At 68.4% G+C, this 21,107-nt stretch carries 22 protein-coding genes; 18 read left to right on the forward strand and 4 right to left on the reverse strand.

Annotation, left to right across the window (positions count from 1 at the left end; translation table 11 throughout):
• The first annotated feature begins 118 nt into the window (after positions 1–118).
• From ASC98_RS05665 to ASC98_RS05705, 9 genes are all read left to right on the forward strand, one after another.
• Positions 119–538 (forward strand): c-type cytochrome, encoded by a 420-nt coding sequence (locus ASC98_RS05665; protein ID WP_235581184.1) that lies wholly within the window; start codon positions 119–121, stop codon positions 536–538.
• Between the two features lie 22 nt (positions 539–560).
• Entirely contained in the window at positions 561–1,049 is a 489-nt protein-coding gene (locus ASC98_RS05670) for an arsenate reductase ArsC (protein ID WP_056812869.1), read from the forward strand.
• Between the two features lie 2 nt (positions 1,050–1,051).
• The gene (gene arsB / locus ASC98_RS05675; protein ID WP_056812866.1) at positions 1,052–2,131 is read left to right on the forward strand and encodes an ACR3 family arsenite efflux transporter; all 1,080 of its coding nucleotides are present in this window, start codon (positions 1,052–1,054) and stop codon (positions 2,129–2,131) included.
• A gap of 2 nt (positions 2,132–2,133) precedes the next feature.
• Positions 2,134–2,868 carry an arsenical resistance protein ArsH gene (gene arsH / locus ASC98_RS05680; RefSeq protein ID WP_056812862.1) on the forward strand — a complete coding sequence of 245 codons (735 nt, stop codon included), beginning with the start codon at positions 2,134–2,136 and terminating at the stop codon, positions 2,866–2,868.
• A gap of 110 nt (positions 2,869–2,978) precedes the next feature.
• Positions 2,979–3,467 (forward strand): MarR family winged helix-turn-helix transcriptional regulator, encoded by a 489-nt coding sequence (locus tag ASC98_RS05685; RefSeq protein WP_056812859.1) that lies wholly within the window; start codon positions 2,979–2,981, stop codon positions 3,465–3,467.
• The gene (locus ASC98_RS05690) at positions 3,458–4,603 is read left to right on the forward strand and encodes a sensor histidine kinase KdpD (RefSeq protein WP_056819734.1); all 1,146 of its coding nucleotides are present in this window, start codon (positions 3,458–3,460) and stop codon (positions 4,601–4,603) included. The genes ASC98_RS05685 and ASC98_RS05690 overlap by 10 nt, the downstream gene beginning before the upstream one ends.
• A gap of 51 nt (positions 4,604–4,654) precedes the next feature.
• Positions 4,655–5,227 (forward strand): outer membrane beta-barrel protein, encoded by a 573-nt coding sequence (locus tag ASC98_RS05695; protein ID WP_056807354.1) that lies wholly within the window; start codon positions 4,655–4,657, stop codon positions 5,225–5,227.
• 363 nt (positions 5,228–5,590) lie between these two features.
• On the forward strand, positions 5,591–6,043 hold the full coding sequence (locus tag ASC98_RS05700; RefSeq protein ID WP_056807357.1) for an Hsp20/alpha crystallin family protein: 453 nt from the start codon (positions 5,591–5,593) through the stop codon (positions 6,041–6,043).
• 39 nt (positions 6,044–6,082) lie between these two features.
• Positions 6,083–6,463, forward strand: a complete 381-nt coding sequence (locus tag ASC98_RS05705; RefSeq protein WP_056807360.1) for an Hsp20/alpha crystallin family protein — start codon at positions 6,083–6,085, stop codon at positions 6,461–6,463.
• Between the two features lie 57 nt (positions 6,464–6,520).
• Here the strand turns inward: ASC98_RS05705 and ASC98_RS05710 are convergent, their stop codons facing one another.
• Positions 6,521–7,396, reverse strand: a complete 876-nt coding sequence (locus ASC98_RS05710; protein ID WP_056807362.1) for a LysR family transcriptional regulator — start codon at positions 7,394–7,396, stop codon at positions 6,521–6,523.
• 103 nt (positions 7,397–7,499) lie between these two features.
• Between ASC98_RS05710 and ASC98_RS05715 the strand changes: the two genes are divergently transcribed.
• From ASC98_RS05715 to ASC98_RS05745, 7 genes are all read left to right on the forward strand, one after another.
• On the forward strand, positions 7,500–8,432 hold the full coding sequence (locus ASC98_RS05715; RefSeq protein ID WP_056807365.1) for an NADP-dependent oxidoreductase: 933 nt from the start codon (positions 7,500–7,502) through the stop codon (positions 8,430–8,432).
• A 41-nt stretch (positions 8,433–8,473) separates the two neighbouring features.
• Positions 8,474–9,343: an NmrA family NAD(P)-binding protein gene (locus tag ASC98_RS05720; RefSeq protein ID WP_056807367.1), complete on the forward strand. Its 870-nt coding sequence runs from the start codon at positions 8,474–8,476 to the stop codon at positions 9,341–9,343.
• 121 nt (positions 9,344–9,464) lie between these two features.
• Complete coding sequence (gene acnD, locus ASC98_RS05725; protein ID WP_056807370.1) at positions 9,465–12,095, forward strand: Fe/S-dependent 2-methylisocitrate dehydratase AcnD; 2,631 nt, start codon at positions 9,465–9,467, stop codon at positions 12,093–12,095.
• A 28-nt stretch (positions 12,096–12,123) separates the two neighbouring features.
• Positions 12,124–13,317, forward strand: coding sequence for a 2-methylaconitate cis-trans isomerase PrpF (gene prpF / locus ASC98_RS05730; RefSeq protein ID WP_056807373.1), 1,194 nt, complete (start codon positions 12,124–12,126; stop codon positions 13,315–13,317).
• Between the two features lie 14 nt (positions 13,318–13,331).
• Complete coding sequence (locus tag ASC98_RS05735; protein ID WP_056807376.1) at positions 13,332–14,204, forward strand: oxaloacetate decarboxylase; 873 nt, start codon at positions 13,332–13,334, stop codon at positions 14,202–14,204.
• A 301-nt stretch (positions 14,205–14,505) separates the two neighbouring features.
• Complete coding sequence (locus ASC98_RS05740) at positions 14,506–15,183, forward strand: response regulator transcription factor (protein ID WP_082541709.1); 678 nt, start codon at positions 14,506–14,508, stop codon at positions 15,181–15,183.
• 61 nt (positions 15,184–15,244) lie between these two features.
• Positions 15,245–15,526: a DUF3297 family protein gene (locus tag ASC98_RS05745; protein ID WP_056807383.1), complete on the forward strand. Its 282-nt coding sequence runs from the start codon at positions 15,245–15,247 to the stop codon at positions 15,524–15,526.
• On the opposite strand, the gene ASC98_RS31245 is transcribed toward ASC98_RS05745, so the two are convergent.
• Both ASC98_RS31245 and ASC98_RS05755 read right to left on the reverse strand, forming a co-directional pair.
• Positions 15,527–15,700, reverse strand: coding sequence for a hypothetical protein (locus tag ASC98_RS31245; RefSeq protein WP_056807386.1), 174 nt, complete (start codon positions 15,698–15,700; stop codon positions 15,527–15,529). It abuts the gene before it with no gap.
• Positions 15,701–15,814: 114 nt separating this feature from the next.
• Positions 15,815–16,522 (reverse strand): glutathione S-transferase N-terminal domain-containing protein, encoded by a 708-nt coding sequence (locus ASC98_RS05755; RefSeq protein WP_056807389.1) that lies wholly within the window; start codon positions 16,520–16,522, stop codon positions 15,815–15,817.
• Positions 16,523–16,670: 148 nt separating this feature from the next.
• Between ASC98_RS05755 and ASC98_RS05760 the strand changes: the two genes are divergently transcribed.
• Positions 16,671–18,053, forward strand: a complete 1,383-nt coding sequence (locus ASC98_RS05760; RefSeq protein WP_056807392.1) for a glycerophosphodiester phosphodiesterase family protein — start codon at positions 16,671–16,673, stop codon at positions 18,051–18,053.
• A gap of 304 nt (positions 18,054–18,357) precedes the next feature.
• Here the strand turns inward: ASC98_RS05760 and ASC98_RS05765 are convergent, their stop codons facing one another.
• Positions 18,358–18,813 (reverse strand): helix-turn-helix domain-containing protein, encoded by a 456-nt coding sequence (locus tag ASC98_RS05765; protein ID WP_056807395.1) that lies wholly within the window; start codon positions 18,811–18,813, stop codon positions 18,358–18,360.
• 132 nt (positions 18,814–18,945) lie between these two features.
• Here ASC98_RS05765 and ASC98_RS05770 point away from each other — a divergent pair, with 132 nt between their 5' ends.
• A complete protein-coding gene (locus tag ASC98_RS05770) occupies positions 18,946–21,081 on the forward strand; it encodes a metallophosphoesterase (protein ID WP_056807398.1) in 2,136 nt (711 codons plus the stop codon).
• Positions 21,082–21,107 lie beyond the last annotated feature (26 nt).

A 21,107-nucleotide genomic window follows, 5' to 3' on the forward strand; every position in this document is an offset into this window, starting at 1 on the left:
CTTGGCCTTCGCCTGGGCATTCTTGATATCAGGCACCGCGGGAACACGCGCGAATGATCGGCCATTCGGAGTCGGCCGAGAGGTCCCTCGCAGCGAGGTTGCGCAATCGGATCTCACCGTGTTCCCGGACGGCGCCGGCTTGCCGAAAGGCAGCGGCAGCGTCCGAGAAGGTCGCGACGTCTATGCACTGCGTTGCGCGGGTTGCCATGGTCCCAAGGGGGAGGGTGACGACAACTATCCCGCCTTGGCCGGCGGGCGAGGGAGCTTGCGTTCGTCCCGGCCCGAACTCACTATCGGCAGCTACTGGCCGCATGCCACGACGCTGTGGGACTACACCCGACGAGCCATGCCGTATCCGCAGCCTGGCTCGCTGAGCGTCGGCGAGGTCTACGCCGTGACGGCGTACGTGCTGTATCTGAACGCCATCGTCAGCGAGTCGACAGTGCTCGATGAGCGGTCGTTGCCGAAGATCGACATGCCCAACAAGAACGGCTTCGTCCGTGACTCGCGTCCGGACTTCACTCCTAAACGGCCATGACGGACATCTGCTCCGCTTCGACATGACAACCAACATCCTGATCCTTTGCACCCACAACTCGGCGCGCAGCGTGCTGGGCGAGGGCATGCTGAATCACTGGGCGCACAAGCTGGGCAAGGATGTGCGCGCATTCAGCGCCGGCAGCGCGCCGAGTGGCCGCATCAACCCCTTCGCGCTCGAGGCGCTCGGTTCGGCCGGCGTCGACACGAGCGGCTACCGCAGTAAGAGCTGGGACGAATTCGTGGGCGAGGGCACTCCGAAGATGCGCATCGTGATCACCGTGTGCGACAGCGCGGCGGCGGAACAGTGTCCCTACTGGCCCGGGAGCCCGGTCAAGATGCACTGGGGCTACCCTGATCCCTCCAATGCCCCGGAGGCGGACAAGGCCCGGGCTTTCGAGTTGACCCGCCAGGCGATCGGCTATCGCATGCTGCAGCTGCTGCAGCTCCCACTGGGCACGATGAGCGACGCTGATCTGCAGCGCGCCTTGACCTCCATCGCGGAGAGCTGAGCATGAGCGCATCACCACTGGCGAATGGATCGGAGGCCAAGGCCGCGGCTCCAGCCATCTCCTTCTTCGAGCGTTACCTGACCGTCTGGGTGGCGCTGTGCATCGTCACCGGCATCGCGCTGGGCCAACTGCTGCCGGGTCTGTTCAAGGGCATCGCCGCGATGGAGGTCGCGAAGGTCAACCTGCCCGTCGGTGTGCTGATCTGGGTGATGATCATCCCGATGCTGCTCAAGATCGACTTCGCGGCGCTCGGCCAGGTGAAGGCGCACGCACGCGGCATCGGCGTCACGTTGTTCATCAACTGGGCCGTCAAGCCGTTCTCGATGGCGCTCCTCGGATGGATCTTCGTGCGCCACGTGTTCGCGCCATGGTTGCCGGCAGCGCAGCTCGACAGCTACATCGCCGGCTTGATCCTGCTGGCGGCGGCGCCATGCACCGCGATGGTTTTCGTGTGGAGCCAGCTGTGCAAGGGCGACCCGTATTTCACGCTGTCGCAAGTCGCGCTCAATGACGCGATCATGGTGGTGGCCTTTGCACCGATCGTGGCGCTGCTGTTGGGCCTCTCGTCGATCACCGTGCCGTGGGACACCCTGCTGACCTCCGTCGGCCTCTACATCGTGGTGCCGGTGGTAATCGCACAGGCCTGGCGCAAGGCGCTGCTCAGGCGCGGCACAGGGCATTTCCAAGCCGTTGCCTCTCGCCTCGGACCGTACTCGATCTCCGCGCTGCTGCTGACGCTGGTGCTGCTGTTCGCTTTCCAGGGCGAAGCCATCATCAAGCAGCCGCTCGTGATCGCCTTGCTGGCGGTGCCCATCTTGATCCAGGTCGTGCTGAACTCCGGTCTCGCGTACTGGCTGAACCGCAAGCTCGGAGTGCAGCACTGCGTGGCTGGACCGTCGGCCTTGATCGGCGCCAGCAACTTCTTCGAGCTGGCAGTGGCCACCGCGATCAGCCTGTTCGGCTTCCAGTCCGGCGCGGCGCTCGCGACGGTCGTGGGCGTGCTGATCGAGGTGCCGGTGATGCTGGCGGTCGTGGCGGTCGTGAATCGCAGTCAGCACTGGTACGAGCACAGCGAGGGCTAGGCATGAGCGATATCCCGGAAGGCACGCGGGACGTGTTCCCGGCACTCGATGCCGCGCTCTTTGACATCCCGACGCATGAGCGTCTGCGCGCCGACGCGCCATCGCAGCACCGTCCGCGGTTCCTGATGCTCTACGGGTCGCTGCGTGAGCGCTCATACAGCCGGCTGCTGGCCTTCGAGGCGGCGCGCCTGCTCGAAGCCATGGGCGGCGAAGTTCGCATCTTCAATCCTGCGGGCTTGCCGCTTCCCGATGGAGCGCCGGACAGCCATCCCAAGGTGCAGGAACTGCGCGAGCTGGCCACCTGGTCGGAGGGCATGGTGTGGTCGTCGCCCGAGAGGCACGGTGCGATGTCGGGCGTCATGAAGTCGCAGATCGACTGGATCCCGCTGACCTCTGGCGCGGTACGACCTACGCAAGGCAAGACGCTGGCGGTGATGCAGGTGTCCGGCGGCTCGCAGTCTTTCAACGCGGTCAACCAGATGCGCGTGCTGGGGCGTTGGATGCGCATGCTGACGATCCCGAACCAGTCGTCGGTGGCGAAGGCATTCCTGGAGTTCAACGACGACGGACGCATGAAACCCTCGGCGTTCTACGACCGCGTGGTCGACGTGATGGAAGAGCTGTTCAAGTTCACGCTGTTGACGCGCGACCTGGGGCCGTACCTGGTCGACCGCTACAGCGAACGCAAGGAGAGCGCGGAAGCTCTCTCGAAGCGGGTGAACCAGCGAGCAATCTGAGGGTGGCAGCGAGCGGGGCGGCGCCCCGTTTCTTTGGTCCAGGTAGTTGCTATTGACAACCTAGTCGACGGAGCCTAAGGTGCGAGCAAATAGTTGCTATCCACACCCAAATGTCCGAAGCCAATCCCGGTGCGCTGCTGCGCGAGGTCGCCCGCATGTACACGCGAGCACAACGCGTGGTCGCCGATTGCTGCCGCACCACCAACACGCAGTGCCACCTGCTGACCGAGCTGGGGCGATCGGGGCCTTTGCCGTTGTCCGAACTTGGCACACGGGTGACGCTGGAGAAGAGCTGGGTGTCACGCGCGGTCGACGCGATGGTCGAGCGTGGATTGGTGACCAAGGAACCGAATCCGTCCGACGCAAGGAGCTGGCTCGTCACGCTCACCGCCGAAGGCGAGCGGACGGTCATTGAGCTGAACCAGACCCTCGACGCGCATGCCCAGCAGCTGCTGGGCAGCTTGAGTGATCGTGATCGCACGACCGTCGAGAAATCGTTGTTGCTGCTCCTGCGCGCGTTGCGCGACGACCAGGCCGCCATGTGCTGCTTGCCGCCCGAGGCGCGGGAGCCCGCCAAGGAATCGAAATCATGCTGCTGAACGCTTCCGTCTCCATCCGCCAGGCCACTTCCGCCGACTGGCCCGCTGTCGAGGCTCTCCTGCTTGCCAACAAGCTGCCGCCCGATGGTGCGCGTGAGCCGGGCGTCGGCGAACACGCGATCGCCGGCAAGACCTACTGGACCTACCGGCAGGACAGCCCGCGCTGGTCGCTGCGCCTGGCCGAGCCGGCCCTGTCGCGGGCCAGCCTGCTGGGTTTTGCCAGCTGGGAACTGGGCAAGCAGCTGCTGCTGGGCTTCCCGCTGATGCTGCTGCCGCTGTGGGTGGCCGTGCACACGGGCCTGGCGCCGCTGCGCCGGTTTGCGCGCCGGCTGCACGAACTGGAGCTGAAGCAAGACCTCGCACCGCTGGACGTGGACTTCCGCTACGGTGAGCTTCGCCCGTTGGGACAGGCGTTCGACGCGCTGCTGCAACGCCTGCGCCAGCACCGCGCACGCGAACGGGCCTTCGTCCACGAAGCCGCGCACGAGTTGCGCACGCCGCTGGCCGTGGTGGCAACGCAGGCCCACGCGCTGGTGCAGGCGGACGATGCCGCATCGCGCGCCCAGGCCGCGGCCGCGCTGCAGCAGGCCATCCAGCGCAGCGCCCATCTGTCGCGCCAGTTGTTGGACCTGGCCAGCCTCGACAACGACCGTCCCGCCGTGCCGGCCGCCCTCGACCTGGCCCACTTCTGCGCGGACCGGCTGGCCGAGCAGGCCGCCGCGGCGCGCGGGCGCGGCATTGCGCTGGCGTTGGCCGCGCCCGAGCAGATGCCGGTTCGCGTCGACGCGGCAGCGCTGCACTCGGTGCTGCAGAACCTGCTCGACAACGCCTTGCGCTATGTCGGCCCGGGCGGGCGTGTCGAGGTGAGCCTTCAGCTGGCCCCCGACGGTCCGCGTCTCGGTGTGGCCGACGACGGCCCAGGCATCGCGCCGGCCGACCGCCCCCTGGTGTTCGAGCGCTTCTGGCGCGGCGCGAGTCACGATGTGCAGGGCACCGGCCTGGGCCTCGCCATCGTGGCGCGGGCTGCCGAGCGGCTCGGGGCGCGGGTCACGGTCGGCGACGGTCTCGCGCGGCCGGACGGCCACGGTGCGCGCTTCGAGCTGCACCTGCCGGCCTCGGCCTTGGGCGTCCCTTAAGGCGCGGTTTTCAACAATGGACCGGTCACTTTCAACCGACCGGAGCCCTTCTTGAGAACCCCGCTTCTTGCCGCTGCCGTCCTCGCAGCTGCTGCCTCGGCCCACGCCGCCGACCCCTCGCCCGCCCACTATGTCGGCATCAACCTCGCCACGCCGGGCGAAGCGAACTTCGATATCAACGGCCGCAGCGTGCCCAACGACAACCACCCGCGCGCGATGAAGCTCTACGCCGGCCTGCAGTTCACGCCCACCTGGGCGGCCGAGCTCGGCTACGGCGCTTTCGGCAGCTGGCACGCGGCCGACCCCACGCCAGGCTCGACCTACCAGGTCAGGCTCTCCGCCGATCTCGTCTATGCAGCCGCCCGTGCCCAGATGCCCCTGGGCGAATCGTTCGCGCTGTTCGGCAAGTTCGGCGTGGCGCTGAACCGGCTGGGCGTGCACGACTCGTCAGGCCAGTCCGATCGCGAGACGTATGTTCGGCCGATGGTCGGCGGCGGCCTGGAATGGAAGCTCGCGTCGCAGGTCTCGGCAACGGTCGAGTACGCCCACTACGGCGCGCGCGGCAGTGGCCGCGATCGCTTCACGCAACAAAAGGCCGAGGTGGGCCTGGTCTTCAAGTTCTAGCGCGGCCGCGGACCCTGGAGCCGGAAACGATCCAACGCCCGGGGGCACCGCACGACCGGCGAATCAGGGTTTTCACTGACTTTTCCGCGCCTTGAAAGGCGTCAACCGCGCTCCTAGTTGATGCGTCGTAGCCCACGCCACCCACCGATTCGGAAGAGGACTGAATCATGGCTCATACGCACGCACCTGATCGCCAACCGCATTCCCCGCGTCGCGTCGCGACTCGACGGTCGCCCGCGATGAGCGAACGCCAGTGGACGGCCTACCTGCTGACGCGGGACACCTTGCGGCGCGTCCGCGCGACCTCTGCCTCCGCGCCCGGCTGCCTCGCAGCCGGATCAACCCAACCTGAAGGAGCTCACCATGCTTGAAAACATGCACACGCGGCCTCAGCGCCTGTCGGAGCAACTCGAAACCATGCAGCGGCTGCTGTCGAGGTCGTTCGGCCTCGAAGGAGCACCGGGCAGCATCCGGTCGGTCGCCTATGGCGCGTTTCCCGAGATCAACGTCGGGCGCACGCCGACCAGCATCGAGGTGTTCGCATTCGCACCGGGCATCGACGCCGCATCGATCGACGTGACCATCGAGCGCAACGTGCTGAAGATCTCGGGCTCGAGGGCCTCTGCGATTCCGCAGCGCGACGTCCAGATCCAGCTGTATGCGAACGAGCGGCCCGAGGGGCGCTTTTCGCGCGCCGTCACCTTGCCGGACGACGTCGACCCGCTGAAGGTCCAGGCGAAGTACCGCGACGGCATCCTGCGCGTCAGCATCGCGTTGAGTGCAGCGGCGCAGCCGCAACGCATCGCCGTGCAGTGACGCGATTTCCATCTGGCTCGAACATCGAGGAGTACCGACATGGCTGACCACACTGAACTGACGACTGCCACGTCTGCCGGCGCGAACGAGCGTCCGGTGTCGCCGGCGGTGGACATCTTCGAAGACGCAGGCGGCATCACCTTGCTGGCGGACATGCCCGGCGTGTCGAAGGACCGGCTCGACGTCAAGCTCGACGGCGACACCCTGTCCGTCGAGGGCCGGGTCGAGCTGGACATGCCGTCCGACATGCGTGCGCTGTGGGCCGAGGTCAGCGTCCCGCGCTTCCGCCGCAACTTCACGCTGAGCCGCGAGCTCGACACCGGCCGCATCGAGGCCAACCTGAAGGACGGCGTGCTGACCTTGCGCGTGCCAAAGCAGGCCCATGCGCAACCGCGGCGCATCGAGGTGAGCGCCGCCTGACGCGCGCGGCACGCGGCGGCAGGTGCGCAACGGCCTGCCGCCGTATTCATCGCCGCGTCAGCCGGGCAGCACGAGCGAACCGTCGGGATAGCGCGCGCAGATGAAATCCACGAAGGCCTTGACCTTCGGGCTGGCCAGGCGGCGCGACGCGTGGAGCACCCACAGCGCCACGTCGTCGCCGCCCACCGCGCCCCATTGCACGAGTTCGCCGCGCGTCAGCTGGTTCCAGACGATGGACTGCGGCAGCAAGGCCGCGCCGGCCCCTGCGATCGCGGCATCCCTGAGCGTCAGCATCGACGACAGCCGCAGCACCGGAATCGGTTCCAGTTTCAGGCTGCCGCCGTCGATGATCCAGCTCTCGCTGGCGCGTGACGACATCACGGCGGGCACGCGCACCGGCTGTTCGCCCACGGCGGGCATCGGGATGGACGGCGCGGCCACCACGACGAGCCGGTCCTTCGCGAAGCAGCGCCCGACGAGCGCCGTGTCGGGCGGGGGATTGACGCGGATCGCCACGTCGAACCGTTCGTCGACCAAGCTCACCATCCGGTCGTCGGACACCACCTCCAGCGTGACGTCGGGATAGACGCTTCGGAAGTCGGCGCACAGGCGGCCCATCGCGAGCTGCGAGAACAGCAGCGGCGCGGCGATGCGCAGCTGCCCGCGGACCTGGCCGCTTCCCTCCTTCGTCGAGGTGACGGCATCCGCCACCTCGTTCATCGGGCCTTCGGTCCGGCTGAGCAGCAGCTGGCCCGCTTCGGTGAGCTCCAGCCCCTGTGCGCTGCGCTCGATCAGCCGCACACCCAGCTGCTCCTCCAGGTCGGCGATGCGCCGCGACAGCGTGGCCTTCGAGCGGCGGCTGGCCCGGCTCGCACGCCCGAAGCCGCCGTGGGTTGCCACCAGGTTGAAGTCGGCCAGCGCATTGAGATCCATGTGTTCCACATTTGAGACGGTAGGTCTCGAGTTTGGCGTCTGTGTTTATTGAATGCAACGGCCTATCGTTCATCCATCGCAACCCAGATGGAAAGGAACCGAGATGAAAACCGTTCGCACACTGAGCCTCGAAACCTATGGCGGCATCGATGCCGCTCGCCTCTCGACGCTGGCGGCGCCCGTGGCCGGGCCGGGACAGGTGCTGGTGAGCGTTCGCGCCGCCGGCGTCAACGGGATCGACTGGAAGGTTCGCGAGGGCTACGTCCGCGACGCCTTCCCGATCACGTTGCCGGCCGTGCTCGGCATCGAGCTCGCCGGCGTCGTGGCGGCGGTCGGCCCGGGCGCCACCCGCTTCCAGCCCGGCGACCGCGTGATGGGTCCGCTTGGCCGCCTGGGCGCCTATGCCGACCTGGTGGCCGTCGACGAAACCAACCTGGCGCCGACACCCGATGCGCTCGATGACGTCCAGGCCGCCGCGCTGCCGGTGGCCGCCCTGGCCGCGTGGCAGAGCCTGTACCTGGCCGGCCCGATCGGGCCGGGCCGGCGCGTGCTGGTGCACGGCGCTGCCGGTGGCCTGGGCGCGTTTGCGGTGCAGTTCGCGAAGCAGGCCGGTGCCTTCGTGGTGGCCACGGCCGCGGGCCGCGATGCCGATGCGGTCCGCGCCTTGGGTGCCGACCTGGTCATCGACTACCAGACGCAGCGCTTCGAGTCCGCGGTGAACGACATCGACCTGTTGCTCGACTACGTCGGCGGCGAGGTCCTCGACCGCAGCTGGCAGGTGTTGTCCGGCACCGGCGTGGTCGTCGCGACCACGTCGCCCGAGATCCTGGCCCGCACACCGGCGGGCCGGCGAGGGCTGTGGTTCGTCATGAAACCCGACGCCGCGCTGCTGGAGCGGCTGGCGCAGCAGGTGTCGCGGGGCGAACTGCAGGGCCGCGTCGGCGAGGTCGTGCCTTTCGCGGACCTGCCCGCCGCCATCGAGCGCAATCGCACCGGCGCGAGCCGCGGCAAGGCGGTCGTCGACTTCACCGCCTGAATCCCCTTTCTCACTGTCCCCACCCTTCCAAGGAGTTTTCCATGAGCATCCTCGTCTCCGGCGCCACGGGCGCCATCGGTTCCCTCGTCGTCCAGGGCCTCGCCCGCCATGGCGCCGCCGTTCGGGCGCTGGTCCGCAGCCCGGGCAAGGCCGCGCTGCCGGCCGGCGTCACCGAGGTCGTCGCCGACATGACCGACGTGCCGTCCATGCGTGCCGCCCTGGCCGGCGTGCGCACGCTGTTCCTGCTCAATGCGGTCACGCCGGACGAAGTCACCCAGGCCGTGCTGGCGCTCAGCCTGGCCCGCGAGGCCGGCATCGAGCGCATCGTCTACCTGTCGGTGATCCACGCGGACCGGTTCACCGACGTGCCGCACTTCACCGGCAAGCACACGGTGGAGCGGATGATCGACGACCTGGACCTGCCGGCGACGGTGCTGCGGCCGGCCTACTTCATGCAGAACGACCGGCAGGTGCAGGCGGTCATCGAAGGCTACGGCGTCTATCCGATGCCGATCGGGTCGGCCGGCGTGGCGATGGTCGACACGCGTGACGTTGCCGATGTGGCGGTGGCGGAGCTGCAGCGCCGCGATCGGGCGCAGCAGCCGCTGCCGCGCCTGACCCTGGAGGTGGTCGGCCCGGACGCGTTCACCGGCGAGTCCGCCGCCGCGGTGTGGGGCCAGGTGCTCGGGCGGGAGATCCGCTACGGCGGCGACGACCTGCAGGCCTTCGAGGCGCAACTGGCCACCGCCGCGCCGGGCTGGATGGCCTACGACATGCGGCTGATGATGAGCCGGATCCAGCGGCACGGCATGCAGCCGGCGGCCGGCACGGTGCGGCAGCTGGAGGCACTGCTGGGCCGACCGCTGCGGCGCTACGCGGCGCTGGTGCGGGAACTCGCCGCGGCGGGTTGATCGCCGGACCGAGTGGCGCAGGCCGCAAGCGGCCGTCGGCCTGCGCCACCGGGTCTACACTGTCCGGCGGCTTGCGCAACGGGTCCTCCAGCGCGTGGCCCGGCCGCCCCGCCACCTTCGCATGACGTCGCATTCTCCAGAGTCTTTCCGCAAGCGCCTGCCCGGCACCGCGCTCGACTACATCGATGCCCGCGCCGCCGTCGACGCGCTGCGCCCCGGCGCGTGGGCCGGCCTGCCGTACACCGCGCGCGTGCATGCCGAGAACCTGGTGCGCCGCTGCGACCCGGCGCTGCGCGACGAAGGCCTGCTGCAGATCGTCGAGCGCCGCCGCGACCGCGACTTCCCGTGGTACCCGGTGCGCGTGGTCTGCCACGACATCCTCGGCCAGACCGCGCTGGTCGACCTGGCCGGCCTGCGCGATGCCATTGCCGCGCAGGGCGGCGACCCGGCCGCGGTGAACCCGGTGGTGCCGGTGCAGCTGATCGTGGACCATTCGCTCGCGGTGGAGTGCGGTGGCGACGACCCGCAGGCCTTCGCGAAGAACCGCGCGATCGAGGACCGCCGCAACGAAGACCGCTTCCATTTCATCGAATGGACGAAGCGCGCCTTCCGCAATGTCGACGTGATCCCGCCGGGCAACGGGATCATGCACCAGATCAACCTGGAGAAGATGTCGCCGGTGGTGTGGGTGCAGGACGGCCTGGCGTACCCCGACACCTGCGTCGGCACCGACAGCCACACGCCGCATGTCGACGCGCTGGGCGTGATCGCCGTGGGCGTCGGCGGGCTGGAGGCCGAGAACGTGATGCTCGGCCGCGCGTCGTGGATGCGCCTGCCGGACATCGTCGGTGTCGAGCTGGGCGGCCGCCGCCAGCCCGGCATCACCGCCACCGACATCGTGCTCGCGCTCACCGAATTCCTGCGCCAGCAGAAGGTGGTCGGCGCCTACCTCGAGTTCTTCGGCGACGGCACGCGCGGCCTCACCATCGGCGACCGCGCGACGATCTCGAACATGTGCCCCGAGTACGGCGCCACCGCGGCGCTGTTCTGCATCGACGGCCAGACGCTCGACTACCTGCGGCTGACCGGGCGCGAACGCGAGCAGGTGGCGCTGGTCGAGACCTACGCGAAGACGGCCGGTTTCTGGGTCGACACGCTGGCCGATGTGCGCTACGAGCGGGTGCTGCGCTTCGACCTGTCGACCGTGGTGCGCAGCCTCGCCGGGCCGTCGAACCCGCACCGCCGGCTGCCGACCCGCCTGCTGGCCGAGCGCGGCATCGCGGCGAACCTCGACCAGGCCCGCGCGCACGAGGCGCAAGGCCTGATGCCCGAGGGCGCGGTGATCATCGCCGCGATCACCAGCTGCACCAACACCAGCAACCCGCGCAACGTGATCGCCGCCGGGCTGCTGGCGCGCAACGCGAACCGGCTGGGCCTGGTGCGCAAGCCCTGGGTGAAGACCTCGCTCGCGCCGGGCTCGAAGACGGTGGCGCTGTACCTGCAGCAGGCCGGGCTGCTGTCCGAGCTGGAAGCGCTCGGCTTCGGCATCGTCGGCTTCGCCTGCACCACCTGCAACGGCATGAGCGGCGCGCTCGACCCGGCGATCCGGCGCGAGATCGTCGAGCGCGACCTGTACACCACCGCGGTGCTGTCGGGCAACCGCAACTTCGACGGCCGCATCCACCCGCAGGCGAAGCAGGCCTTCCTCGCGTCGCCGCCGCTGGTGGTGGCGTATGCGATCGCCGGAACGATCCGCTTCGACATCGAGCGCGATGTGCTGGCCGTCGTGAATGGCCGCGAGATCCGGCTGCAGGACCTGTGGCCGGACGATGCGGAGATCGATGCGCTGGTGCAGTCGTCGGTCCGCCCGGCGATGTTCCGGCAGGTCTACGAGCCGATGTTCGCGGTGCATGAGTCCGGCAGCGGACCCGTGAACCCGCAGTACGACTGGCGGCCGCAATCGACCTACATCCGCCGCCCGCCGTACTGGGACCGCGACGGCATGGGCGCGCTCGCCGCGAACCCGCGCACGCTCGCCGGCATGCGGCCGCTGGCGCTGCTGCCCGACAACATCACGACCGACCATCTGTCGCCGTCGAACGCGATCCTCGCCGACTCGGCGGCCGGCGAGTACCTCGCGCGCATGGGCGTGCCGGAGGACGACTTCAACTCGTACGCGACGCACCGCGGCGACCACCTGACGGCGATGCGCGCCACCTTCGCGAACCCCTCGCTGAAGAACGAGATGGTGCGGGGCGACGACGGCATGGTGCGCACCGGTTCGCTGGCCCGCATCGAACCGGAAGGCCGCGTGGTGCGCATGTGGGAGGCGATCGAGACCTACCTCGCGCGCCGGCAGCCGCTGATCATCATCGCCGGCGCCGACTACGGCCAGGGCAGCTCGCGCGACTGGGCCGCGAAGGGCGTGCGGCTCGCCGGCGTCGAGGTGGTGGTGGCCGAAGGTTTCGAGCGCATCCACCGCACCAACCTGATCGGCATGGGCGTGCTGCCGCTGGAGTTTCTGCCCGGCACCAGCCGGCTGACGCTCGGGCTCGACGGCACCGAGGTGTACGACGTGCTGGGCGAACCTGCACCGCGCGCAGCGCTGGGTCTGCGCGTGCTGCGCAAGAATGGCGAGACGCTGCACGTGGCCGTCAGCTGCCGGCTCGACACCGCTGAGGAGGTGTCTGTCTACGGGGCGGGTGGGGTGCTGCAGCGGTTTGCGCAGGATTTCCTCGCGAGGCAGCATTGATCCCCGGATGGGCATCCGGGCTACGCGCATGAGCATTCCCCAGATTCGGATTCCGGCCGTCTACCTGCGTGGGGGGACCAGCAAGGGCGTGTTCTTCCGCCTGCAGGACCTGCCGTCGCGCTGCCAGGTGCCGGGCCCGGCCCGCGACCGGCTGCTGATGCGCGTGATCGGCAGCCCCGACCCCTACGGCAAGCAGATCGACGGCCTGGGCGGCGCGACCTCGTCGACCTCGAAGGTGGTGATCCTGTCGCCGAGCACACGGCCCGGCCATGACGTCGACTACCTGTTCGGCCAGGTGTCCATCGACCAGGCCTTCATCGACTGGTCGGGCAACTGCGGCAACCTGTCGGCGGCGGTCGGCCCGTTCGCGGTCGCGCAGGGCCTGCTGCCTGCTGCACGCGTGCCCGAGCACGGACTGTGCACCGTGCGCATCTGGCAGGCCAACATCGGCAAGAGCATCGTCGCGCACGTGCCTGTCGCGGACGGGCAGGTGCAGGAGACCGGCGACTTCGAGCTCGATGGCGTCGCCTTCCCGGCGGCCGAAGTGCAGCTCGAATTCCTGGACCCGGCGGCCGAAGGGCCGGACGAAGGTGGCGGCGGGGCGATGTTCCCGACCGGGCGGCTCGTCGACGACCTCGATGTGCCCGGCGTCGGCACGCTGAAGGCAACGCTGATCAACGCCGGCATCCCGACCATCTTCGTCAACGCGGGCGACATCGGCCGCACCGGCACCGAACTGCAGGACGCGATCAACGGCGATGCACAGGCGCTGGCCCGCTTCGAGGCGATCCGCGCCTGGGGCGCCGTCCGCATGGGCCTGATCGATGACGCGGCCGATGCGGCGACGCGCCAGCACACGCCGAAGATCGCCTTCGTCGCGCCGCCGGCCGACTACCTGGCATCGAGCGGCAAGCTGGTGCGTGCCGCCGACATCGACCTGCTGGTGCGTGCGCTGTCGATGGGCAAGCTGCACCACGCGATGATGGGCACGGCCGCGGTCGCGATCGGCACCGCGGCGGCGATCCCCGGCACGCTGGTGAACCTGGCGGCCGGTGGCGGCAGGCGCAACGCGGTGCGCTTCGGCCACCCGTCGGGCACGCTGCGCGTCGGTGCCGAAGCGCGCGAGGCCGACGGGCGCTGGACCGTCACGAAGGCCCTGATGAGCCGCAGTGCCCGCGTGCTGATGGAAGGCTGGGTGCGCGTGCCCGGCGACAGTTTCTGAACGAGAGCATCCTCATGTCGACCCGTCAACACCTCAAGGCCCTGGCCACCGCCCGGCGCGGCGTGATCGTTCCCGGCGCGTTCAACGCGCTGTCGGCCCGGGTCATTGCCGACGCGGGTTTCGAGGCGATCTACGTCACCGGCGCCGGCGTCACCAACATGTGGTTCGGCATGCCGGACCAGGGCTTCATGGGCCTGGCCGAGATCGCCGACCACACGGCGCGCATCCGCGATGCGGTCGAGCTGCCATTGATCGTCGACGCCGACACCGGCTTCGGCAATGCGTTGAACGTGTATCACACGGTGCGCACGCTGGAGCGCGCCGGTGCCGACTGCATCCAGCTCGAAGACCAGGTGGCGCCGAAGCGCTGCGGCCATTTCGCCGGCAAGGACGTGATCGCGCTCGACGAAGCGGTGGACAAGATCAAGGCGGCCGTCGACGCGCGGCGCGACCCGGACCTGCTGATCATGGCGCGCACCGATGCGGCGGCCACGCAGGGCTTCGATGCGGCGGTCGAGCGCGCGCAGCGCTTTGCCGAAGCGGGCGCCGACATCCTGTTCGTCGAGGCGGTGACGACGGCCGACGAGGTGCGTGCGCTGCCGCGGCGGCTGGCCACGCCGCAACTGGTCAACATGGTGATTGGTGGCAAGACGCCGATCGTCGGCGCCGAGGAACTGAAGGCACTGGGCTACGGCTTCGTGCTGTATGCCAACGCCGCGCTGCAAGGCGCCGTGGCCGGCATGCAGCGCGTGCTGGGCGCGCTGCAGCAGGCCGGGCGCGTCGATGAAGATCCGACGCTCGTCGTGCCGTTCGCAGAACGGCAGCGGCTGGTCGACAAGGCGCGGTGGGATGAGTTGGAGAAGCGGTACGCGCGCCAGGGCCCGTAGTGTCAACAGGCCCTGGGTGGGTATCGGTCATTCGACCGATGGCGCGCCACGATGGGTCGACAGACACTGTCGTGAGATGAACCACCCGACCGGCTTGGTCATGATTCCGTCAATTTTTGTCCGGCAGATACCGCTCCCGTTTCCGCATCTGACGCGATTGGTCGGCCGCCGATCGAATTGGCGTGAAGCTGGTAACGGTTCCAGCCTTTCGGCAACGGGCACGCAACCTGCGCTGCATTGAAGCTGCAGCGACAGGCGTGCCGCTGCCGAACCACGCACCCCCGAAAAACCGAACGGACCTATGAGGATTGCCGCACTGTGGGCCCTTCGCGCGGAGAGTCTCCGCGCGACGACCGCCTTTGCTTCCCGTTCCATCGACGTCGAACAGTTCAGCGAACCCGAGACCTTGCTGGAGGCCTGGAAGGAGACGGACTTCGATGCGATCCTCGTGCAGGGGGACACCGCGCTGAGCCGCGGCTGGCTCGACGTGCTGCGCACGCGCGGCGCGTCGCGTGCGCCGATCGTCGCGGTCGGTGCCGGCGACACCTATTCGATCGCGCAGGCCCTGATGCGCGGTGCCGATGACTACGCCACCGAGGCCGAAGGTGCGACCGGCCTGGTCCAGCGCGTGTTGGCGCGCGTGCGTGCCGGCGCGTCGCCGGCGCAGGGGCTGGTGCTGCGGGTCGGCCTGTACTCGCTCGACACGGCACAGGCCACGCTGGCGTCACCGAACCACCGCGTGCGCCTGACCGCGCGCGAATGCAGCCTCGCGCAGGTGCTGTTCGAGCACCCGGGCCGGCTCGCGACGGTGGAGATGCTGTCGGCCGCGCTGTTCGGCAACGCCGAGCTCGCCAACAAGCGGTCCATTGAGCAGCACCTGTACAAGCTGCGGCAGAAGTGCGTGCTCGTCTCGAAGCAGCAAGGCACGCCGCTGCACATCGAGTCGGTCTACGCCTCGGGGTACCGGCTGCGGGCGTGATCCGCGTCGGCGCGTGCCGCAAAATGCGGGGTTTCTCCCTTTCCAGAACAGGAACCTGCCCATGACCGAGGCCCATCCCGCCGACCTTCCCGCCGACCTTCCCGCCGGACCCCCTGCGTTGCCCGACCGCCTGTCGGTCGATCCGCGCAGCCCGTTCCATGTCGCTGCGATCTTCGAGCGCGAGATCGGCATCCGCTTCAACGGCAAGGAGCGTGGCGACGTCGAGGAGTACTGCATCAGCGAAGGCTGGATCCGCGTGCCCGCCGGCCGCAAGGTCGACCGCAAGGGCCAGCCGCTGATGCTGAAGCTGAAGGGCCAGGTCGAGGCGTTCTACCGCGCCTGATCAGTTCGACGGGTCCTTGGTGCGGGTGCGCGACACCGCCATCATGATGCCGATGCCCAGCACGATCAGGCAGGTGATGCCCACATAGACCGGCGCGAGCCCGGCGGTCACCAGGCCCCAGGCGAGGCCGCCGACGAGCAGCACGAGGCCGACAAGGTAGAGCGCGAACGACATGGTGTTGCTCCTTGCGGGCAACCACTGCCCGGTTCGAGCCACTCTAGTCACCGGCGCGCGCACTGCCGATCGGAAGACCCCGTCGCTGCGCGTAGTCTCCTTCCTACCGGGCGATCAGGCCGGCCGCTTCGGAATGCCCAGCCCGCGCTGCACTGCCGGCCGCGCCTTGAACGCCGCCAGCACTCGCGCGACCTCCGGGAAATCGGCCATGCCGACCAGGTCGCCCGCCTCGTAGAAGCCGAACAGGTTGTTGATCCACGGAAAGATCGCGATGTCGGCGATGGTGTACGCATCGCCGAGGATCCAGTCGCGGCCCTTCAGCCGGTCGTCGACGACCTTCAGCAGCCGCTTCGATTCGGCCACGTAGCGGTCGCGCGGGCGCTTGTCCTCGTACTCGCGGCCGGCGAACTTGTGGAAGAAGCCGAGCTGGCCGAACATCGGCCCGATGCCGCCCATCTGGAACATCACCCACTGCAGCGTCTCGAAGCGGCCGGCGGTGTCGGCCGGCATCAGCTGCCCGGTCTTGCTGGCCAGGTAGACGAGGATCGCACCCGATTCGAACAGCGCGAGCGGCCGGCCGTCCGGTCCGTTCGGGTCGAGGATCGCCGGGATCTTGTTGTTCGGGTTCAGCGACAGGAACTCGGGCGACAGCTGGTCGTTGGTGTCGAAGCGCACCAGGTGCGGCTCGTACGGCAGCCCGGTCTCCTCCAGCATGATCGACACCTTCACGCCGTTGGGCGTCGGCAGCGAATAGAGCTGCAGCCGCTCGGGGTGCTGCGCAGGCCATTTGGTGGTGATCGGGAAGGCGGACAGGTCGGACATGGCGCGGGGGGCGAAGTGGGGGCAGCGGGCGATTCTGCCCCGGTCCGGCTTTCCGTGTGCCGGTGGGTGAACTATCTTGGTCACAGCGCTGTCACCCGCCCCGCCGAACATCGGCGGCTCATCTGTCACGACAAAACCCAGACACGCCATGCCCCACACCGCAGTTCGACCCACCCGTGCCCGCCTCCTCGCGCTGACGCTGCTCGCCGGCGCTGCGCTGTCCGCCTGCGGCGGCAGCGATGACGACCCGGCACCGGCCGCGAAGCCGTTCGCGACGCTGGACGGCAAGGCGCCGCTGGTGATCGGCCACCGCGGCCTGCCGGGCCTGCACCCGGAAGAGACGCAAGTGGCGTACGAAGCCGCGGCCGATGTGGGTGCCGATTCGCTCGAGGAAGACCTGCACCTCAGCAAGGACTGCGTGCTGGTCGCGCGCCACAACCCCTGGCTGAGCGACAACACCACCGTGGCCACGGTCGCCGCCAGCGTGCCCGAGGTCATGGCCCGCAAGCGCACGGTGCCGGGTCGCCTGGTCAACGTGACCTACACGGTGGCCAGCGCCAGCGAGCCGAAGCAGTACCTGAGCGACCTGACCGACCCGGCCGATCCGAAGTCGGTGCTGAAGTCGCTGGTCGTCGACGGCGAGGACCACACCAACGACTGGTCGATCACCGACTTCACGGTGGCCGAGCTGAAGCAGTGGATCAAGGGCACGACCTACGACGCGCGCGCCGACCGGCCGACCGCCGAGAACGGCACGCAGCCGGTGCTGACGATGCAGGAGGTGCTGGCCATCGCGAAGGCGAAGAGCACGTCGACCGGCCGCGCGCTGACGGTGTACCCGGAGGTCAAGAACCCGTACTGGAACAACCAGCAGGCGATCGCCAACGGCTGCGACACCGCGAAGACCGGCCACCCGTTCGAGGACGCGGTGCTGAAGTTCGTCGTCGACAACAACCTCAACACGCCAACTGCGCCGATCTTCGTGCAGAGCTTCGACCCGGCCAGCCTGAAGTACCTGCGCAGCATCGGGCTGAAGTCGCGCGTGATCCAGCTGATCGACGGCAACGACACGCACCTGGACACCGGCGTCGTCACCTACTCGACGGTCGACGCCTACACCTTCGTCGACGGCCGCCCGTACAGCTGGACGATCAACGGCGACGGCCGCTACTTCGATGCGATGCTGACGCCCGCCGGCCTGGCCGAGATCAAGACCTACGCCGACGGCATCGGCCCGTGGAAACCGCAGGTGATGGCCTGGAAGCAGGTGCCCTATGCCGGCGGCACGAAGATGGCCGACATCAACAGCGTGACGCCGACCGCGCTGATCGCCGATGCGCACAAGGCCGGGCTGTTCGTGCACAGCTACACCTTCCGCAACGAGAAGCAGTACCTGCCGGGCCTCTACAACGGCGACCCGGTCGCGGAGTACCTGCCGTACTTCCGTGCCGGCATCGATGGCGTGTTCACCGATTTCGCCGGCACCGGCGTCGCGGCGCGCGCGGCGTACCTGAAGGAGCTGGGGCGCTGATTCTTGGGTCCCGCCTTGTTGTGCCCGCATCGGTGCGGCAAAGGCGGACGCGGGGAGGCTGTGGCTCGCCGGCCGGTGCGGTCGTCGTCCCTGGCGGGATGACGACTGCCCTGCGCTGACTGGTTTCATGGCCCGTCGCCGAAACTCCCTCCGCTCGCTTCGCTCGCTGTGGTCAAACAGTCGGCGACAGTCAGATCACGAAGCGTGCTGCGCACGCGGGCCACGAAGCCAGCGAGCTCCGGCGCCCCGTCCTGATTGGCGCTCCACAGCCTCCCCGCGCCCGCCTTTGCGGACACGTGGGGAGCTACTCGATGAGCGGGCCAACTCCGAATGTGCGGCACAGGTGGCGTATCAGTCGTCGCTCGGCCAACTCCAGAGTCGTCGGATCGACGTGACGCCAATTGCGCTCATACAGCGCGATCGCTTCTTGCGGCCGCAACTCCGTGAGGTGCGGTGTGCTCCAGGTCAATGCAGCCAGTTGCGGGTAATGCGCCAGCTTGATCGGACGGTCGAGCGGGGTGACGGCGTCCTTCACCTCCAATGACAAGCCAAGCGCGGTCAAGGCGTTGATGTAGGCGCCGATCGAGACCGACGGTTCTCCGAGCTCAATGCGGTGCAGCGTGACGCGAGACATTCCTGCGGTTTCGGCTGCCGTGATTGCGCTGATGCGCAGCGCCTTCCGATGCACGCGGATGCTAGCGCCCAGCGTCTTCAGTAAGGCGGCGCTGGCAAGCCTGGGAGCGGGTGCACGCGCTGGCATGGTGTTTCTCATTCTGATCAAAATCTAAAATTTGTCCAGCATGAGAAACACTTTCGACAGACATCCAGCGTCACGCTCGCGTCACCATCCGACATCACCATCGACGGCTTCGCAACCGACGAGCTGTTCCCCATGACGCATTCCCTGCGCCACACCCTGATTCCTTCCGCGTTCGCGACCCTTGCCGTCCTCGCCGCCGTGACGGCCTGCGGCGGTGGCGACAGCGGCAGCCCCGCGCCGGCGCCGGCCCCGCCGGCGGCGTTCTCGCCGTCGGTCGCGCTGATGACCGACGTGCACTTCGAGGACGTGTACGGCGACTTCAAGAGCAGCAGCTTCAGCGGCATCCCGACCACCAGCGGCAAGAACGCGACGATCCGCACGATGTACGCGCAGCTCACGTCGACGCGCCTGTTCAACGAGAACTACTTCGCCTTCCGCGCCGCGCTCGACGATGCCTTCGCGAAGGGCATCAAGTACGTCGCGCTGCCGGGCGACTACACCGACGACGCGCAGCCGGTCAACGTCGACGGCATCGCTGCGATCCTGCAGGAGTACCGCGCGAAGGGCATGCGCTTCTTCATCGCGCCGGGCAACCACGATCCGAACGAGCCGTTCGACGACGACGAGGCCGGCAAGAACGACTTCCTGACGAAGGACGGCAAGGAGCAGAAGGTGTTCGCCACCGGCAACGCCGCCTGCAAGGCCGCCGACCCGACCGTGGTCTGCACCGACCAGCTGAAGGAACTCGGCTACGAGAACATCATCGCGCGCCTCGGCGACTTCGGCTTCATGCCGACCTCGACCGACGTGCTGTGGGAGACGCCGTTCAGCCAGTACGCCAATGGCTACAACTACACCGACGCGAAGACGCAGTCGGCCCTCGCGAACCGCCAGTTCGAGATCTGTGCCGAAGGCGAGGGCGGTGCCTACAAGGTCGCCGGCACCACTTACACCAGGTGCGGCAACCTGGTCGATGCGAGCTACCTGGTCGAGCCGACCAAGGGCCTGTGGCTGCTGTCGATCGATGCCAACGTCTACATCCCGAATGCCAGGTTCGACCCGGCCAACCCGAAGAGCTTCAAGGGCTACGACGGCGCCGGCAACGCGGGCTGGAACAAGGTGCTGACGCACAAGAAGCACCTGCTCGAGTGGATCACCAAGGTGAGCGCGCGCGCCAAGGCCGAGGGCAAGCAGCTGATCGCGTTCTCGCACTACCCGACGATGGACTTCTACGCGAACCAGACCGACGCGATGAAGGCGGTGTTCAAGTCGGGCGCGTTCCAGACGGCGCGCGTGCCCGAATCGGCGACCACCCAGGCGCTGGCCGCCACCGGGCTGCAGCTGCACGTCGGCGGCCACATGCACTTCAACGGCAGCAACGAGTACACCGATGCCAACGGCCGCTACCTGGCCAACGTGCAGTCGCCGTCGCTCGCGGTGTACGGCGCGGCCTACAAGATCGTCACCTACAAGAGCGCCGACGTCGCCGACGTGCAGACCGTCGCGCTGAACGACGTGCCGCGCTTCAAGGAGCTGTTCCCGCAGTACCAGGTGGAGTACGACTACCTGCAGGCCAGCACCGCGGCGGCCGACATCGCCAAGCGCTGGAACCACGGCGTGCTCGACACGAAGAGCTACGGCGAGTTCACCCGCTACTACTTCGGCGAGCTGTCGCGCCTGCGCTTCATGGACGAGTACTGGCCGTGCGAGATGAAGGAAGCCGCGACCGGCCTGACGCTGCAGCAGATGCTGGTGCTGTCGCAGCTGGACACCGCCGTCACGCTGGCCCAGCTGAAGGACGCGCCGGGCATCGTGCCGCTGAGCGCCGCCTGCGCCGCGGCCGGCACGCCGCCGGCCACGCAACTGGCCGCCGACTGGGCCGCCGCGGCCGCCAAGGCCCGCGCGCTGGCCACCGCCGCCGGCCTCGACTTCGATGCACTGGCCAAGGTGACGCCGTACGAGTTCTACGGCGACTTCCATCGCACGGTGTATGCCGGCGAGCTGGCGCTGCGCGACATGGGCGAGCTGCGGGTCAGGCAGTACAAGCTGCTGATGTCTGCCTTCCCGGCGGCACCGGCGGCGATCGTCAAGGTCGCCGACAAGCCGTCGGACCAGAACGCGGTGCAGGTGCTGTTCCAGAACCAGTTCAAGCAGGTCTTCGCGATCTTCAAGGGCCTGGGCTCGGGCAAGCCGAGCGGTCATTTCACGATCGACTTCAGGAACAGGAAGCTGGTGAATGCGGACGCGGCGGCGGTGACTTTCAACTGACGGCGTCGTTTGGTGGCAAGCTCCCG

It is taken from the genome of Rhizobacter sp. Root1238 (genome assembly GCF_001425825.1).
Taxonomy (GTDB): domain Bacteria; phylum Pseudomonadota; class Gammaproteobacteria; order Burkholderiales; family Burkholderiaceae_C; genus Rhizobacter.